The following is a 15,607-nucleotide window of genomic DNA, read 5'->3' as shown; positions in this document are numbered from 1 at the left end:
GCTGGCGCTCCGCCGCAGGGTGCGCGACGGTGGGAAGGTCTTCCCCCGACACCACGGAGGTCCGTCATGAAGGTCGTCGTCATCGGCGCGCTCGGCAAGGTCGCCCGCCAGCTGGTCCCCCTCCTGGCCGACGGCGGGTCCGGCCCCGCGGTCGACGTCGTCGGGGTCGTGCGCAAGGAGGAGCAGATCGACCGGGTCGCCGACATCGGCGGCGAGCCGCTGCTCCTCGACGTGGAGCACGCGAGCACCGAGGAGATGGCCCGGGCGTTCGACGGCGCCGACGCCGTGATCTGGTCCGCCGGCGCGGGCGGCGGCAACCCCGACCGCACCTACGCCGTCGACCGCGACGCCGCGATCCGCTCCATGGACGCCGCCGCCGACGCGGGCGTGCGCCGCTACGTGATGGTGTCGTGGGTCGGGTCCGTGGCGGACCACGGCGTCCCGTCCGACGCGAGCTTCTTCCCCTACGCGGACGCCAAGCTCGCCGCGGACGACCACCTGCGCACCACCGACCTGGACTGGACGATCCTCGGGCCGGGCAGCCTGACCGACGACCCGCCCACCGGGCGCATCCGGGTCCTGGGGGCCGACGAGCGGGTCGAGCGCGGGGAGCCCTCGCAGGTACCGCGGGCCGACGTCGCCCAGGTCGCGGCCGCTTCGCTGCGCATCGACGCCACGATCGGTCGGTTCGTGCGGTTCACGACCGGTGACGAGACGATCCCGGCGGCGCTGCGAAACCTGGAGTAGGCCTCGGGTCCTCGACCGGTGCGACCAGGGCCTGCGGATCCCGTCAGCCACCGAGCACGAGCTCGTCGCCCTCGTCCGCCACGCCGTCGATGTTGACCTCCCAGTACGCGAAGCGAACTCGGACACCCACCAGCTCGGCGCGGAGCGCGCGGTACAGCTCGATGCCCTCCGCACGATGGCGTTCCATCTGCTCGCGACGAGGCCAGCCCGTCATGTGGTGGTACGACGTGTTGAACTCGGCCGCCCAGGCACGCAGCCGTCGTCGCACCGGGGCTGTCAGGGCGAAGCGGTCCTCGGCGGCAGGTTCCCCCTCGGTCCACAGCGGCCACCGCACGCCGTAGTCATCGGCCAGCAGCACCTGCTCCGCGTCGTCCTCCCCGCTCACCCGGCCATCCCATCACGAGCGGTGACCGGTGCCACGGCCGTTTCCCCGCGCACATCGGCACCGCCTGCGGCAGCATCGCCAGAGACCCGTCCCGCCACCGCAGGAGGCCCCGCATGGCTCGCACCGTCGCCGAACACCTCGTCGACCAGCTCGTCGCCGCCGGCGTGGAACGCGTCTACGGCATCGTCGGGGACTCCCTGAACCCCGTCGTGGACGCCGTCCGCCGCACCGACGGCATCGACTGGGTGCACGTGCGCCACGAGGAGGCCGCCGCCTTCGCCGCGGCGGCCGAGGCCGAGGTCACCGGGAAGCTCGCCGTGTGCGCCGGCTCCTGCGGCCCCGGCAACCTGCACCTGATCAACGGGCTGTACGACGCGAACCGGTCCGGCGTGCCGGTCCTGGCCATCGCCTCGCACATCCCCAGCGCGCAGATCGGCACGAAGTTCTTCCAGGAGACCCACCCGGACCGGCTGTTCACCGAGGCCTCGGTGTTCTCCGAGATGATCTCGACGGCCGCCCAGCTCCCCCGGGTCACGCGCTCGGCGATCCAGCACGCCCTGGCCGAGCCGGGCGTCGCGGTCCTCACCCTGCCCGGCGACGTCGCCGACGAGGAGGTGCCCGACGACGACGCACCCATCCCCATCCCGGGCGCCTGCCCCGCGCGCGTCGTCCCGCACGACGCGGACGTCGCCGCGCTGGCCGACGCGATCAACGCCGCCCGCAAGGTGACGCTGTTCGTCGGTGCCGGTGCGCGCGACGCCCGCGCGGAGGTCCTCGAGCTCGCCGACCTCGCGGCGGCCCCGGTGGGGCATTCGCTGCGCGGCAAGGAGATCATCCAGTACGACAACCCGCACGACGTCGGGATGTCCGGCCTGCTCGGCTACGGCTCCTGCCACGAGGCGGTCCACGACGCCGACCTGCTGATCCTCGTCGGCACCGACTTCCCGTACGACTCGTTCCTGCCCGACGACGTCCCCACCGCGCAGATCGACATCGACGCCTCGCACCTGGGCCGGCGCACACGCCTGGACCTGCCGGTGCACGGCGACGTCGGCGAGACGCTGCGGCTGCTCAACCCGCAGATCGAGCGCAAGAGCGACCGGAAGTTCCTCGAGGCGATGGTCGACCGCCACGCCAAGGTCATGACCAAGGTGGTCGGCGCGTACACCCGCAAGGTGGAGAAGCACACGCCGATCCACCCGGAGTACGCCGCCGTGCAGCTCGACGAGGCCGCCGCCGAGGACGCCGTGTTCACCGTCGACACCGGCATGAACAACGTGTGGGCCGCCCGGTACCTCACGCCGAACGGTCGGCGCCGCGTGATCGGGTCGTTCATCCACGGGTCGATGGCGAACGCTCTGCCGCACGCCATCGGGGTGTCGATGTCCCAGCCCGACCGCCAGGTGGTGGCGCTGGCCGGCGACGGCGGGCTGTCGATGCTGCTGGGCGAGCTGATCACCGTCCGGGCCTACGACCTGCCCGTGACGGTCGTCGTCTTCAACAACTCCACCCTCGGCATGGTGAAGCTGGAGATGCTCGTCGAGGGGCTGCCCTCGCACGGCACCGACTCGCCCGAGGTGGACTACAGCGCGATCGGCACCGCCGTCGGCATCCCCTCGCAGCGCGTGACCAAGCCGAAGGACCTCGCCAAGGCCTTCTCGAGCGCGCTGGACTCCGACGGCCCCGCCCTGGTCGAGGTCATGACCGACCCGCGGGCGCTGTCCATCCCGCCGTCGATCACCACCGGTCAGATCCGGGGGTTCACCACGGCGATGACGAAGGAGATCTTCGGCGGCGGCATGGGCGAGGTCATGTCCATGGCGCGCTCGAACCTGCGCAACCTGCCCCGCTGAGCCGTCAGAGCCAGCCGGCCGCGAGCTCCAGGAACGCGTCGTTCGCCTCGACCTCACCGATGCTCACGCGCATGCCCTCGCCGGCGAACGGGCGCACGAGCACCCCGGCCGCCGCGGCCTCGGCCGCGAGCTCCGCCGTCCGCTCCCCCGTGGCGAGCCACACGAAGTTCGCGTGGGTGGCCGGCACCTCCCAGCCCTGCGCGCGCAGCGCGTCCCACACGCGGGTGCGTTCGGTCACGAGGTGCTCGACGCGTTCGGCGAGCTCGGCCTGCACGGCGGGCTGCAGGGTGGCGAGCGCCGCCCGCTGGGCGACGTGGTTGACGCCGAACGGCGTCGACGTCGAGCGGACCGCCGTGGCGAGGCGCGGTGCGGCGACGGCGTACCCGACGCGCAGACCGGCCAGCCCGGACGCCTTGGACATCGTGCGCACGAGCACGACGTTCGGGTGCCGGCGCAGCAGGTCGATGCCGACCGGGGCCTCGGGGTCGCGGATGAACTCGAGGTAGGCCTCGTCCACGACGACGAGCACGTCCCGCGGCACCGTGGCCAGGAACGTCTCCAGCTCGTCGGCGTGCACCACGGGGCCGGTGGGGTTGTTGGGCGTGCACACGAGCACCGCGCGGGTCCGCGGCCCGACGGCGGCGGCCATGGCGGGCAGGTCGAGCCGCCCGTCGGCCGCGACGGGCACGGTGACCGAGGTGCCCCCGGCGATCGTGGTGATGATCGGGTACGCCTCGAAGGACCGCCACGGGTAGACGACCTCGTCGCCCGGCTCGAGGACGGCCTCCAGCACGTGCTGCAGCACCGCCACCGAGCCGTTGCCGACCACGACCTGCTCGGGCTCGACGCCGACGTGCGTCGCGAGCGCCTCGACCAGCTCGGTGGCGAACATGTCCGGGTACCGGTTGACCTCCGTGGCGGCCTCCGTGATCGCCGCGACGACGGCCGACGGCGGCGGGTACGGGTTCTCGTTCGAGGACAGCTTCCACGCCTGCCCCGACGGGCGGGCGCCGGGGACGTAGGCGGGCAGGGCCGCGACGGCGGCGCGCAGCGGGACGGTCTGGTCGGATGCCGGTGAGCTCACAGCGGTCCAGGATGCCATCTCGCGCGGCACGGGGGTGCCGTACGGCGCGAGACCTGCCACGATGACCGCCATGAACTTCATCGCACGTCTCGTCGTGACGTCGCTGGCCCTGTGGATCTGCGACCTGATCTTCGACAGCTTCGAGATCTTCGGCGGTGACGACGTCCTCGGGCGCGTCCTCGCCATCGTCGGCGTGGGGCTGATCTTCACGCTGGTGAGCTCGATCGTGAAGCCGATCGTCAGCATCGTGTCGATCCCGCTGCTGATCCTCACCCTCGGGCTGTTCTACCTGATCATCAACGCCGGGATGCTGTGGCTCACGGAGTGGCTGACCAGCCAGAACTGGCTCGGCAACTGGGGCCTGGAGATCGAGGGCGGCTTCTGGTGGTACCTGTGGATCGCGCTGATCCTGGCGATCCTGCAGACCGTCATCGGCTGGGTCGTCCCCGGCGACAAGAGCTGACACCCGAGGCCGTGCCTCACCCGTCCCCGGCGCGGGCGCGCCGGAGACGGTAGTAGCGGGTCTCGGCCCGCTCGCCGTCCAGGAGACGGTCGAGCCGGCCGGTGACCGAGGCGGCCTGGACGCTGCCCGCGTCCCGCGCGTGCGCCAGCGTGCGCAGGTGGGTGCGGACGGAGTGCGCCGCGGCGACGCCGCCCGACGCCGTCCGGTCGGCCGGGTCCCGGGAGTCCGCCAGGTCGCGCCCGACGGTGACCCGGTCCGCCGTGGCCGGGTTCTCGGTGCTGGAGCGACCGTCCAGCGGCGAGACGAGCTCCTCGGTGTTCTCCAGGTGCAGCACCGGCACCCCCGGCGGCGTGCGGAAGGTCGCCGTCGGGGCGCCGGCGGTGACGACTCCGCCCACCGGGTGCCGCCGCCGGAACGCCGGCGACGCGGCAAGCGACACCGCGGCGATCCCGCCGAGCGAGTGCCCGACCAGCACGACCGGCTCGTCCTCCCCGGCCCCGGCGGCCGCCAGCGCCTGCCCGACGCCCTCGGCGACGTCGGCCGCCCGTCGCGCCACGAGGTCGAGGTCGGTGTCGACGTCGAAGGGGTTGCGCGGGGACAGCAGGGCCTGGGTGCCCGGGATCAGCACCGTCCAGGAGACGCTGCCGTCGGCGCGGGTGACCCGCTCGACTGCGATCGTCCCGGGCGGGGGCCCGGGGGCCGGCCGTCCCGGGATCCCGCTGCCGTGCGGGTAGAGGTCCGCCGTGCGGGCCAGCGCCTCCGCGACGCTCCCGGCGGGGCGGCCGTCCCGGTCCGGCGGGCCACCGGCGAACGCGGCCGGGTCGACGGCGTCGACGAGCACCGCACGGGTCCCGAGCACCGCCTCGACGGCCCTCGACAGCACGCTCGCTCCCCCGGTGACCGAGAAGTCGCCGCCGGACAGCCCCGGGGCACCGAGCGCCACCCCGACGCCCAGGCCGGTCAGCGCCTCGTCGACGACCGGCGCGACGGTGCGCAGCACGGAACCTCCCGGCCCGTCGGCGTCCCCGACCGGGTCGGGCGCACCGTGCGACACGGCCCGCGGTGCCGGGCGCGGGGCGTCCGGGTCGGGCGCGAGGGCGGACAGCCCGACCAGACCCGCCGCCCCGGTCAGCAGGAGGGGCCGCCCGGCGGGCGTCCGCAGGAACCCGGTCACGCCGAGCCCCAGCAGACCGGCCGCACCGGTCACACCCGCACCGAGCACCCGTTCGGCCAGCGACTCGGTGTACTCGTACAGCCCGGCGGCACGCAGCAGCCGCTCACCGAGCAGTGCGCACTCGTCGGCCCGCCCCCCGAGCGCCGCCGCGGCGTCGTCGGCGAGCGCACCGGCCCGGGCCAGCCGAGCGGAGTGGCCGGGGTCCGTCTCCCCGAGCGGCGCCGGAGCCCACCGCGCACGCTCCAGCGCACGGCCTGCGCGGACGCAGTCGCCGGCGGCCGCGTGCAACGAGGCCGCCGCGTCGGCCAGCCGGCCCGCGGCGGCGCGCACGGACCCGGCGTCGACGCGGGTGACGACGGCGCCGCCGACGATGCGCAGCGTGTCCCGGGGGTCGCGGCTCACGGACCGAGGCACCCGTCGACGAGGTGCACGGCCTGGTCCACGGTCCCGCGGTCGGTGTCGAGCGCGGCGAGCCGTTCGGCCACGGCCTCTCGGCACGCGTCCGCCGCGGGCGAGTCCCAGCCCGGGCCCCGGGCCACGTGCAGGGTCGCCACGGCGTCGGCGAGACGACGACGGGCGTCACGGAGCCGGGCCACGGCGTCGGCCACGTCGGAGGTGTGCAGGGGCATGCCGGGGACGCTAGGGGCGGTCGCCGCACCGTCGTCCGCCCCGTCGCCCGCACTGTGGACACCCACCCCTGGGGGTGGAGGGCGCCCGTGGGAGAATGCCGGGCGTGACCTCCACTGCGCAGCCCACCCGTGTGTCCCTGGCCGACGTCACCCCGCCGATCGCCCTCGGCCCTCTCGACGGCCGCTACCGCTCCGCCGTCGGCCCGCTGGTCGACCACCTCAGCGAGGCGGCCCTGAACCGCGAGCGCCTGCACGTCGAGGTCGAGTGGCTGATCACGCTGTGCAACGGCACCGAGTCCGCCCAGGGTGTCGTCCGCGGCCCCGTGGTGCCCGGCGCCCCGACGCTGACCGACACCGAGATCACCTACCTGCGCGCGATCCCCGCGACGTTCGGCGCCACGGAGATCGCCGAGCTCGGCGCCATCGAGCGCGAGACGGTGCACGACGTCAAGGCGGTCGAGTACTTCATCAAGCGCCGCATCGCCGACGCCCCCGAGGTCCTCGGGGAGACGAACCTGCCCGCCGTGAGCGAGCTGGTGCACTTCGCCTGCACCTCCGAGGACGTCAACAACCTGTCCTACGCGCTCATGGTGCGCGACGCCGTCACCGAGGTGTGGCTCCCGGCCGCCACCGCGCTGGCCGACCAGCTCGCCGACATGGCCCGCGAGCACGCCGAGGTGCCGATGCTGAGCCGCACCCACGGCCAGCCGGCCACCCCGACCACGATGGGCAAGGAGCTCGCGGTGCTCACGCACCGCCTGCGCCGCCAGCTGCGCCGCATCGAGGGGGCCGAGTTCCTCGGCAAGCTCAACGGCGCCACCGGCACCTTCGGCGCGCACACGGTCGCCGTCCCGGACGCCGACTGGCCGGCGGTCTCGCGCGGGTTCGTCGAGCACCTCGGGCTGACCTGGAACCCGCTGACGACGCAGATCGAGTCCCACGACTGGCAGGCCGAGGTCTACGCGGACGTCGCGCGGTTCAACCGGATCCTGCACAACCTGGCCACCGACGTGTGGACGTACATCTCGATGGGCTTCTTCACCCAGATCCCCGTCGCGGGGGCCACGGGGTCCTCGACGATGCCGCACAAGGTCAACCCGATCCGGTTCGAGAACGCCGAGGCGAACCTCGAGATCTCCTGCTCGCTCCTCGACACGCTCAGCGCCACGCTCGTGACGAGCCGCCTGCAGCGCGACCTGACGGACTCCACGACGCAGCGCAACATCGGTCCCGCGTTCGGCCACTCGCTGCTCGCCATCGACAACGTGCGCCGCGGTCTGCAGGCGCTCGCCGTCAACGCCGACCTCATGGCCGCCGACCTCGACGAGAACTGGGAGGTCCTGGGCGAGCCCGTGCAGTCGGCGATGCGCGCGGCGTCCGTGGCCGGCGTCGAGGGCATGGAGAACCCGTACGAGCGCCTCAAGGAGCTCACCCGCGGGAACCGGGTCGACCAGGAGCGCATGCGCGAGTTCGTCGGCGGTCTCGGGCTGCCCGACGACGTCGCGGCGCGGCTGGCCGAGCTCACCCCGGCGGCGTACACGGGCATCGCGGCGCGGCTCGTGGACGACTACCTGGACTGAGCCGCGTGCCGGGTCGGTACGGGCCCGGTCGTCAGGGCCGGGACGAGGTCAGGTAGCGCGCTGCCACGTAGCCCGTCCTGCCGTCGTGGCGCACCTTCACCCAGCCGTCCCTGACCCGCTCCAGCTGGCGCACGCGTTCGTCGCGACGGAGCTTCAGCCGCACCCGGTCGGAGGCCGAGGGGCCGGACCGCAGGTTGAGCGTGCTGGTGTCGACCCAGGCGTACGTGCGTCCCGACGACTTCGGCACGATGCGGGCCCCGTCGCGGTTCAGGGCCAGGTAGCGCGCCGACACCCAGCCGTTGGTGCCGCCGTGGCGGACCCGCTGCCACACGCCGTTGCGGTATCCGGTGCGCAGCAGGGCGACCTTCGCGTCGTGGGGCAGAGCACGCTTGACCCGGTGCGACGTCGAGGGCCCCGAACGCAGGTTGAGCGACCCGGCCAGGACGTAGCGGGTCCCCTGGGACGTGTAGCCCGGGGAGACGTAGTCGCGGTGGATCCACCCGGTGCGCCCGGAGCGGGTGACCTTGCGCCAGACGCCCGACTCGTCACCGGGCAGCGCCCCGAGGGTCACGTTGGACTGCAGCTCGCGGATCACCCGGTACCCCGTCCCGGGGCCGGTGCGGAAGTTGACCTTGGCGGCGGTGTAGTACCGGCAGGACGAAGGCACCGACCGGGAGTAGTTGCGGATCGACCTCGTCGTCAGGTCGATGCCCCGTCTCTCGAGGAACCGCAGGGGGTCGACGGTCCGGCCGGTGCCGTAGCCCCCGCGCCAGATCTCCAGGTGCAGGTGGGGGCTGGTCGACGTGCCCGTCGAGCCGACGTCGCCGATGTGCTGTCCCTTGCTGACCCGCTGACCTGCCTTCACGCGCCGGTCGCCGTCGATCAGGTGCGCGTACAGGGAGGAGAACCGCACGCCGTCGATCGTGTGGTCGACGACGACCCACTGACCGAAGCCACGCACGGCGCCGGCGCGCCGCACCGTTCCCCGGGCCACGGCCCGGACGTCGGTGCCGCGGGCGGCCCCCAGGTCCTGGCCCCGGTGGAACGCCGAGGCCGAACGCACCGGCATGCACCGCGGGCCGTAGTACGAGGACAGCACGTAGGTGTCGTTCTTCAGCGGAGCCGCCACCGGCCTCGCGGCGGCGTCGGCGGGAGGTGCCACCGCGACGTCCACCGCGGCGGGCGCCAGCACGACGGCGGCTGCGAGCAGCAGGGCGGCACTCCTGCGCGAGAGACTGCTGAGCTGGACCATGCGACCGTCTCCGTCGCCTCGTCGGTGACGGATCGGGACGCCCGCCTCGAGCACGGTAAGTCGCTCTGCGCAACCACGCGCGCCCAGGCGCCTCGCGGGCCTAGTCTGGAAGGGACCGGCAAAGGAGGCGACGATGACGACCCACGCGCCGGAGCAGGAGCCGCGGCACGACCGGCCCGCCCGACACATCCCGCCCAACGCGTTCGCACGGCTGCTGCTGGCCCACGAACCGACGGTGACGGACCCGCGGTTCAAGGGACCTCAGGTCGAGGTGGACGCGGGCTACGAGGAGACCGACGAGCACGACCGGTTCGACGCCGGCTGATCCGTGAGCGTCCGGACGGACGCGCCGTCCGGAGCCCTCACGGCATCTCGACGCCGGCCCGGGCGAGGACGTCCTGCGCGTTGGCCAGCATCCGGCGGCTGATCTCGCGGCGGCTCTCGAAGTACTCCGGGTTGTCGGCGATGTACTCGACCTGTACCGCGGCGTCGAGGTCCGCGAGCCGCTGCACCGTGCCGAGGGTCTGCTTGCAGCGGATGTCGACCTCGGCCACGCGCTGGCGCTCCTCGGCGGTCCCGACGAGCACAGGAAGCGGCTCGGGCTCGTCGAGGAACGCCGTCTCCTCGGCGGAGTACCCCAGCTCCGGTGGCGGCCACTCGGCCGGAGCACGCTGCGGTTCGGCGGCCGCCTCGCGCTCGGCCACCCACTCGGCGATGTCCGCCCGCACCTGACGCTGCTCGCGGGTGTACCCGGCCTCGAAGTCGTGCAGACCGTCCGGGACCATCGCCTGGGCGTCGGTCGCCCTCAGCCCCTCGGACGCGATGCACTGCTCCCACTCGACGACGATCTCGCGGGCCTGACGAGCGACCCGACGCACGTCCGGCTCGAGGTTCTGCATGGTCTCCTCGGTCCGGAACGAGGTCCCGAGATACACGGCCAGGTCCGGCCGGCCACCGGTGCCCGCGGACCACGCGGACTCACGCCACTGCTGCGGACTCATCCCCCGCAGTCGGCTCTCGGCCTCGTCGGAGCAGCCCTGCCACCGTGCCGCCGGCACGGACGGGTCGTCGCCGGACACCGTGGTGTCGTTCAGACGGGGGTCGTCGTCCTGGTACCCGAACCAGAACGCGCCGCGGTCCACGACCACGTCGTAGTCCCGCTCGAGGTCCTCTTCGGACCAGAGGCCGAGGCCGCGCCGGCGCTCGTCGTAGGGAGGCACCGGGCCGACGAACTCGACCTCGTCCCCGAGCCCCAGGTCCGTGAGGCACTCGATCTGCAGGTACTGCTGGGCGGTGTCGACCACGGCCTGCTCCGCCGCCGTCAGCACCCAGTCGTCCTCCGGCAGCCGGATCGTGCCGTGCTCGTGGTCGACGACCCCGTGCTCCCCGTCGTCCGGCGACGCCGGGTACGTCTCCCACGAGGTCGGCTCCTCCGCGGTGTCGGCCGACGAGTCGGACTCCGGCTCCGGCGCGGACGTCGAGGCGGCGGGAGCCGGGACCGGGGTCGGCCCCCCGTCCGGGACCTGCCAGGCCAGCGCACCGACGACCAGACCGGTGCACAGCATCCCGGCCGCCCCCGCGATCCCCGCCGCACGCACCGTCCGCCGGCGGCGTCCCCGGGCGAGCACCCGTTCCCGGTCGACCCGGACGGCGGGCGTCGACGACGACATCGCCCGCATCGTCTCGATCAGCTGCTCGTCGTTCATCGCGCGCCCTCCGTCTCCGCCGTCGTCCCTGCGTTCGCGTCCAGCACGCCTCTCAGCTGCGCGAGTCCTCGCGACGCCGCGGACTTGACCGCGCCGACGCTGATCCCGAGGTCCTCGGCGACCTCCCGCTCCCCCAGGTCGACGAGGTAGCGCAGGACGACGACACGGCGGCGCTGCTCCGGCAGCCGGGCAAGGGCACGCACGAGCAGGTCACGCTCCGCGTGCCCGCCGTCCGCTCCGCCGTGCCGCCCGTGCGGCAGGTCGTCGGGAGCGAGCAGGACCTCGCGACGATGCTTCCGCCACGTGTCGATCCGCGCGTTGGCCAGCACACGTCGGGCATAGGCGAGCGGGTCGCGGGACCGCGCCCGTGGCCAGGCGACGTAGGTCCGCACCAGCGCCTGCTGCACGAGCTCCTCGGCGCGGTGCCGGTTGCCGGTGAGCAGGTAGGCGGTGCGGCCCAGCACGGGTTCGGCCTCCGCCATGAACGCCGTGAACTCGGCGTCGCGGCTGCTCCGCTCTCCGGGTCGCGCGACGACCACCGGGGTCCATGGCTCGGGCACGGACGGATCCTCTCGCACGGCAGTCACACCGGGAACACGGACCGGGCCCGGCCAGGGTTGCCTGATCGGCCGTGCTCGTCCCGTCGGGATGCCGGATGCGCCCCGTGGCCCTAGCGTCGTGCCATCCGGCCGCGAGGAGACGTCGTGCTCGAGAACTACCCGATCCTGACGCTCGTCCCACCGGTGCTGGCCATCGCCCTGGTGATCCTCACCAAGAGAGTGCTGCTGAGCCTCGGCGCCGGCGTCCTGGCGGCCGCCCTGCTGGTGGCCGACCTGAACCCGCTGGAGACGCTGCGGCTGGTCGGGGAGTCCTTCGCCGTCATCTTCTGGGTCGACGGCGCGGTGAACACCTGGTACGTCTACATCCTGGTGTTCACGCTGGTCCTCGGCGTGATCGCGGCCCTGATCATGATGTCGGGCGGGACCAAGGCCTTCGCCGACTGGGCCGTCGTACGCATCCGGACCCGACGAGGCGCCCAGCTGCTCCCGGCGATCATGGGCATCGTCATCTTCATCGACGACTACTTCAACGCGCTCGCCGTGGGGCAGGCCTCGCGCCCGGTCACGGACCGCCACCGCGTCTCGCGGGCCAAGCTGGCGTACATCATCGACTCGACGTCGGCGCCGGTCGCGGTGCTCGCGCCGTTCTCGAGCTGGGGCGCCTACATCATGGGGATCCTCGCCCCGATCGTCGCGGCCTCGGCGATCACGGCCTCCAGCGTGCAGGCGTTCCTCGGCGCGGCCGCCGCGAACTACTACGCGATCGCCGCAGCGGTGACCGTGTGGCTCGCCGTCCTGCTGCGGCTCGACGTCGGCCCCATGCGCCGCGAGGAGCACCGCGCCGTCCACGAGGACCAGCCGTTCGACCCCGACGACGACATCCCCGGCCGACTCGCCGAGGACCTGCCCGTCCACCACCCCGGTGCCAAGCGGGCGCTCGTGGTCCCGTTCGTGCTGCTGGTCGTCGGTGTCTTCGCCGGCATCGTGTGGACCGGGTACGCCGCGGCCGGCACCTGGGACCCCGTGGAGATCCTCGCCGCGACGGACACGAGCGCGGCGCTGCTCGTCGGCGGCGTGCTCGGTCTGGCCGCCGCCGTCTTCTACTACCTGCGCTACACGGGCCCGAACCCGGCGTTCGCGGCCCGGCACTTCGGCCGGGGCTGGGTCGAGGGCCTGCGCTCCATGTGGCCGGCCGTGAGCATCCTCGTCCTGGCCTGGATGCTCACCGGCCTCATCGACCAGCTCGGCACCGGTGCCTACCTGGGCGGCCTCGTCGAGGACGCGAACCTGGCGGCCTCCTGGCTGGTGCCGGTCGTGTTCGTGCTGGCGGCGGCGATGGCTTTCGCCACCGGCACCTCGTGGGGCTCGTTCGCCCTCCTGCTGCCCCTGGTGGGCGGCATCATGAACAGCCTGGGCGAGCCGGACCTGCTGCTGCCGGCCCTCGGCGCCGTGCTGGCAGGCGCCGTCCTCGGCGACCACAGCTCGCCGATCTCCGACACGACCATCCTGTCCTCCACCGGCGCCGGGGCGAACGTCATCACGCACGTGCTGACCCAGCTGCCGTACGCCGGCGGCGCGGCCGTGGCGGCGCTGACCGGCTACGTCGCGATCGCCCTCGGGGCCGGGACCGCCCTCGGGCTCCTCGTGACGCTCGTGGTGCTCCTCGCGCTGGTGCTGGTCACCCGGGCGCTGCGGCGGCCCGTCGAGACGGACGCACCGGCCCGTGGCCGCGTCGAGGAGTCCTGACCCGTCTTACCCGCCGTCCAGGGGAGACACACCGCGCCCCTGCTGGCAAGATCGAAGCATGGATCCCCGCGCCGGCCAGGTGGCCCAGCCCGACGACCTCATCGACGTCGACCAGGTGGTCGGCGCCTACTACGACCGCAAGCCCGACGTCGACGACCCGGCCCAGCAGGTCGTGTTCGGCACGTCCGGGCACCGCGGGTCCTCCCTCGACGGCGCCTTCAACGAGGCCCACATCGCCACGATCACGCAGGCGATCGTCGAGTACCGCGCGCTCGAGGGCATCGACGGGCCCCTGTTCCTCGGCCGGGACACGCACGCGCTGTCCCTGCCGGCGTGGCAGACCGCCATGGAGGTGCTCGCGGGGGCCGGCGTCACGGTGATGATCGACGCGCGCGACGCGTACACCCCGACCCCGGCGGTGTCGCAGTCGATCCTCATCCACAACGGCGCGGCCGCCGAGGGCGGGGTGCGGACCTCGGGTCCGGGGCAGGCGGACGGCATCGTCGTGACGCCGTCGCACAACCCGCCGCGCGACGGCGGCTTCAAGTACAACCCGCCGCACGGCGGTCCCGCGGACTCCGAGGCGACCCGCTGGATCGCCGACCGCGCCAACGACCTGCTGCGGGCCGGAGGCCTCTCCCGGGTCCACCGGGTGTCACTCGACGTCGCGGTGGCCGCCTCGACGACGCACCGGCACGACTACCTGTCGACCTACGTCGACGACCTCGCCAACGTGCTCGACCTGGACGCCATCCGTGAGTCCGGCGTCCGCATCGGCGCCGACCCGCTGGGCGGAGCCTCGGTGGACTACTGGGGCGAGATCGGCGAACGGTACGGCCTGGACCTGACGGTCGTGAACCCGCAGGTCGACCCGCGCTGGGCGTTCATGACCCTGGACTGGGACGGCAAGATCCGCATGGACTGCTCGTCCCCGCACGCGATGGCCTCGCTCGTGCAGGCCATGCGCCCGGAGGACGGCGGCAGCGCGCCGTACGACGTCGCGACCGGCAACGACGCGGACGCGGACCGCCACGGCATCGTCACCCCGGACGCCGGGCTGATGAACCCGAACCACTACCTCGCGGTCGCGATCCAGTACCTGTACGGCGGTGCGCGGCCGGACTGGCCGTCGACGGCCGCCGTCGGCAAGACCCTGGTGTCCAGCGCGCTGATCGACCGCGTGGCGGCCGGCCTGGACCGCCGCCTCGTCGAGGTGCCGGTCGGGTTCAAGTGGTTCGTGCCCGGGCTGCTGACCGGCGCGGTCGGGTTCGGCGGCGAGGAGTCGGCCGGCGCGTCGTTCCTGCGCCGCGACGGCCGCGTCTGGTCCACGGACAAGGACGGCATCCTGCTGGCCCTGCTGGCCTCGGAGATCATCGCCACGACCGGCCGGACGCCCTCGGAGCACCACGCCGACCTCGTCGCGCGGTACGGGGAGTCCTGGTACGCCCGGGTCGACGCCCCCGCGTCCCGCGAGGAGAAGGCCAGGCTCGGCGCACTCTCCCCCGACCAGGTCGCCTCGACCAGCCTCGCCGGCCAGGACATCACCGCCAAGCTCACCGAGGCTCCCGGCAACGGGGCGGCGATCGGCGGGCTGAAGGTCACGACGTCGGACGCCTGGTTCGCGGCCCGCCCCTCGGGCACCGAGGACGTCTACAAGATCTACGCCGAGTCGTTCGTGTCCGCCGACCACCTGGCCGAGGTGCAGGCCGAGGCGAAGCAGGTCGTCTCCGACGCACTGTCCTGACCGTCGCCGCTGCGGGCCGGTCCGGCCCGCAGCGGGACTACGCGGCGAGCAGGTCCTGGTACTCGGGGTGCCGTTCGACGTAGGCCTTGATGAACGGGCACTCCGCCACGACCCGTTCGCCGCGCTCGCGCACGGCGTCCAGGGCACCGCGGGCGAGCGTGGACCCGACGCCCTGGCCCTCGTAGTCGGAGGGCACCTCGGTGTGCGTGAAGGTCACGACGCCGTCGGCGTGGCGGTAGTACGCCCCGCCGGCCTCGGTGCCGTCGTCGAGCACGGCCAGGAAGACGCCCCGCTCCGGGTCGTCGCGGACGGTCACGGCAGGGGTGTCGGTCATGCGTCCATGCTGCCGCCGGACGAGTCCTGCGGCCACCGCAGGTGCTGGTAGTCGGGGTGGTGCCGCAGCCACGTCTCGACGAACCAGCAGTCCGGTCGCACCGTCGCTCCCGCGGCGGCGACGTCGTCCAGCGCGCGCCGGACCAGGGCGTCGGCGACCCCGTGACCGCGGTGCTCGGGGACGACGACGGTCCCGGGGATCACCACGACGTCGCCCTCGCGGTGGTAGCGCAGGACGCCGATCGCGTGCGCGTCCTCCGCGGCCGAACCCGGGGGACCGGCGATCCGTGCCTCGTACCGTCCGTGCTCGGGGTCGTGGTGGATGTCCACGTCGACTGGGGATGACACCCG

The 15,607-nt window shown here is 73.5% G+C and carries 16 protein-coding genes; 7 read left to right on the top strand and 9 right to left on the bottom strand.

From position 1 onward, the window contains the following. Nucleotides 1-66 precede the first annotated feature (66 nt). On the top strand, nt 67-747 hold the full coding sequence (locus PO879_RS01475; protein WP_278236179.1) for an SDR family oxidoreductase: 681 nt from the start codon (nt 67-69) through the stop codon (nt 745-747). A 43-nt stretch (nt 748-790) separates the two neighbouring features. Here PO879_RS01475 and PO879_RS01470 read toward each other — a convergent pair whose 3' ends face one another. Beyond that, nucleotides 791-1,132, bottom strand: a complete 342-nt coding sequence (locus PO879_RS01470; RefSeq protein WP_278236178.1) for a hypothetical protein — start codon at nt 1,130-1,132, stop codon at nt 791-793. Nucleotides 1,133-1,245: 113 nt separating this feature from the next. Between PO879_RS01470 and PO879_RS01465 the strand changes: the two genes are divergently transcribed. Further along, nucleotides 1,246-2,985: a pyruvate dehydrogenase gene (locus tag PO879_RS01465; RefSeq protein WP_278236177.1), complete on the top strand. Its 1,740-nt coding sequence runs from the start codon at nt 1,246-1,248 to the stop codon at nt 2,983-2,985. A gap of 4 nt (nt 2,986-2,989) precedes the next feature. On the opposite strand, the gene hisC is transcribed toward PO879_RS01465, so the two are convergent. Then, nucleotides 2,990-4,087: a histidinol-phosphate transaminase gene (hisC, locus tag PO879_RS01460; RefSeq protein WP_278237424.1), complete on the bottom strand. Its 1,098-nt coding sequence runs from the start codon at nt 4,085-4,087 to the stop codon at nt 2,990-2,992. A gap of 52 nt (nt 4,088-4,139) precedes the next feature. Here hisC and PO879_RS01455 point away from each other — a divergent pair, with 52 nt between their 5' ends. After that, the gene (locus tag PO879_RS01455; protein WP_278236176.1) at nt 4,140-4,532 is read left to right on the top strand and encodes a phage holin family protein; all 393 of its coding nucleotides are present in this window, start codon (nt 4,140-4,142) and stop codon (nt 4,530-4,532) included. 16 nt (nt 4,533-4,548) lie between these two features. Here PO879_RS01455 and PO879_RS01450 read toward each other — a convergent pair whose 3' ends face one another. Continuing rightward, a complete protein-coding gene (locus PO879_RS01450; RefSeq protein WP_278236175.1) occupies nt 4,549-6,108 on the bottom strand; it encodes a hypothetical protein in 1,560 nt (519 codons plus the stop codon). Next, the gene (locus PO879_RS01445) at nt 6,105-6,335 is read right to left on the bottom strand and encodes a hypothetical protein (protein ID WP_278236174.1); all 231 of its coding nucleotides are present in this window, start codon (nt 6,333-6,335) and stop codon (nt 6,105-6,107) included. The genes PO879_RS01450 and PO879_RS01445 overlap by 4 nt, the downstream gene beginning before the upstream one ends. 95 nt (nt 6,336-6,430) lie before the next feature. Here PO879_RS01445 and purB point away from each other — a divergent pair, with 95 nt between their 5' ends. Beyond that, on the top strand, nt 6,431-7,915 hold the full coding sequence (purB, locus tag PO879_RS01440; RefSeq protein WP_278236173.1) for an adenylosuccinate lyase: 1,485 nt from the start codon (nt 6,431-6,433) through the stop codon (nt 7,913-7,915). Between the two features lie 31 nt (nt 7,916-7,946). Here the strand turns inward: purB and PO879_RS01435 are convergent, their stop codons facing one another. Further along, nucleotides 7,947-9,167: an SH3 domain-containing protein gene (locus PO879_RS01435; RefSeq protein WP_278236172.1), complete on the bottom strand. Its 1,221-nt coding sequence runs from the start codon at nt 9,165-9,167 to the stop codon at nt 7,947-7,949. A gap of 133 nt (nt 9,168-9,300) precedes the next feature. Here PO879_RS01435 and PO879_RS01430 point away from each other — a divergent pair, with 133 nt between their 5' ends. Next, nucleotides 9,301-9,492 (top strand): hypothetical protein, encoded by a 192-nt coding sequence (locus tag PO879_RS01430; RefSeq protein ID WP_278236171.1) that lies wholly within the window; start codon nt 9,301-9,303, stop codon nt 9,490-9,492. Nucleotides 9,493-9,529: 37 nt separating this feature from the next. On the opposite strand, the gene PO879_RS01425 is transcribed toward PO879_RS01430, so the two are convergent. Then, complete coding sequence (locus tag PO879_RS01425) at nt 9,530-10,873, bottom strand: hypothetical protein (protein ID WP_278236170.1); 1,344 nt, start codon at nt 10,871-10,873, stop codon at nt 9,530-9,532. Then, nucleotides 10,870-11,433 (bottom strand): SigE family RNA polymerase sigma factor, encoded by a 564-nt coding sequence (locus PO879_RS01420; protein ID WP_278236169.1) that lies wholly within the window; start codon nt 11,431-11,433, stop codon nt 10,870-10,872. Before PO879_RS01420 ends, PO879_RS01425 begins: the two co-directional genes overlap by 4 nt. A 144-nt stretch (nt 11,434-11,577) precedes the next feature. On the opposite strand from PO879_RS01420, the gene PO879_RS01415 reads away from it, so the two are divergent. Both PO879_RS01415 and pgm read left to right on the top strand, forming a co-directional pair. Then, nucleotides 11,578-13,179 (top strand): Na+/H+ antiporter NhaC family protein, encoded by a 1,602-nt coding sequence (locus PO879_RS01415; RefSeq protein ID WP_278236168.1) that lies wholly within the window; start codon nt 11,578-11,580, stop codon nt 13,177-13,179. A 58-nt stretch (nt 13,180-13,237) separates the two neighbouring features. Further along, nucleotides 13,238-14,923: a phosphoglucomutase (alpha-D-glucose-1,6-bisphosphate-dependent) gene (gene pgm, locus PO879_RS01410; RefSeq protein WP_278236167.1), complete on the top strand. Its 1,686-nt coding sequence runs from the start codon at nt 13,238-13,240 to the stop codon at nt 14,921-14,923. A gap of 37 nt (nt 14,924-14,960) precedes the next feature. On the opposite strand, the gene PO879_RS01405 is transcribed toward pgm, so the two are convergent. Together PO879_RS01405 and PO879_RS01400 are read right to left on the bottom strand one after the other, a co-directional pair. Then, nucleotides 14,961-15,257: a GNAT family N-acetyltransferase gene (locus PO879_RS01405; protein ID WP_278236166.1), complete on the bottom strand. Its 297-nt coding sequence runs from the start codon at nt 15,255-15,257 to the stop codon at nt 14,961-14,963. Beyond that, nucleotides 15,254-15,604, bottom strand: a complete 351-nt coding sequence (locus PO879_RS01400; RefSeq protein ID WP_278236165.1) for a GNAT family N-acetyltransferase — start codon at nt 15,602-15,604, stop codon at nt 15,254-15,256. Before PO879_RS01400 ends, PO879_RS01405 begins: the two co-directional genes overlap by 4 nt. Between the last annotated feature and the right edge of the window lie 3 nt (nt 15,605-15,607).

It is taken from the genome of Isoptericola sp. AK164 (genome assembly GCF_029643425.1).
GTDB lineage: Bacteria > Actinomycetota > Actinomycetes > Actinomycetales > Cellulomonadaceae > Isoptericola > Isoptericola haloaureus.
The sequence above is the reverse complement of the archived record's forward strand: the minus strand, read 5'-3'. Positions and strand labels throughout refer to the sequence as shown.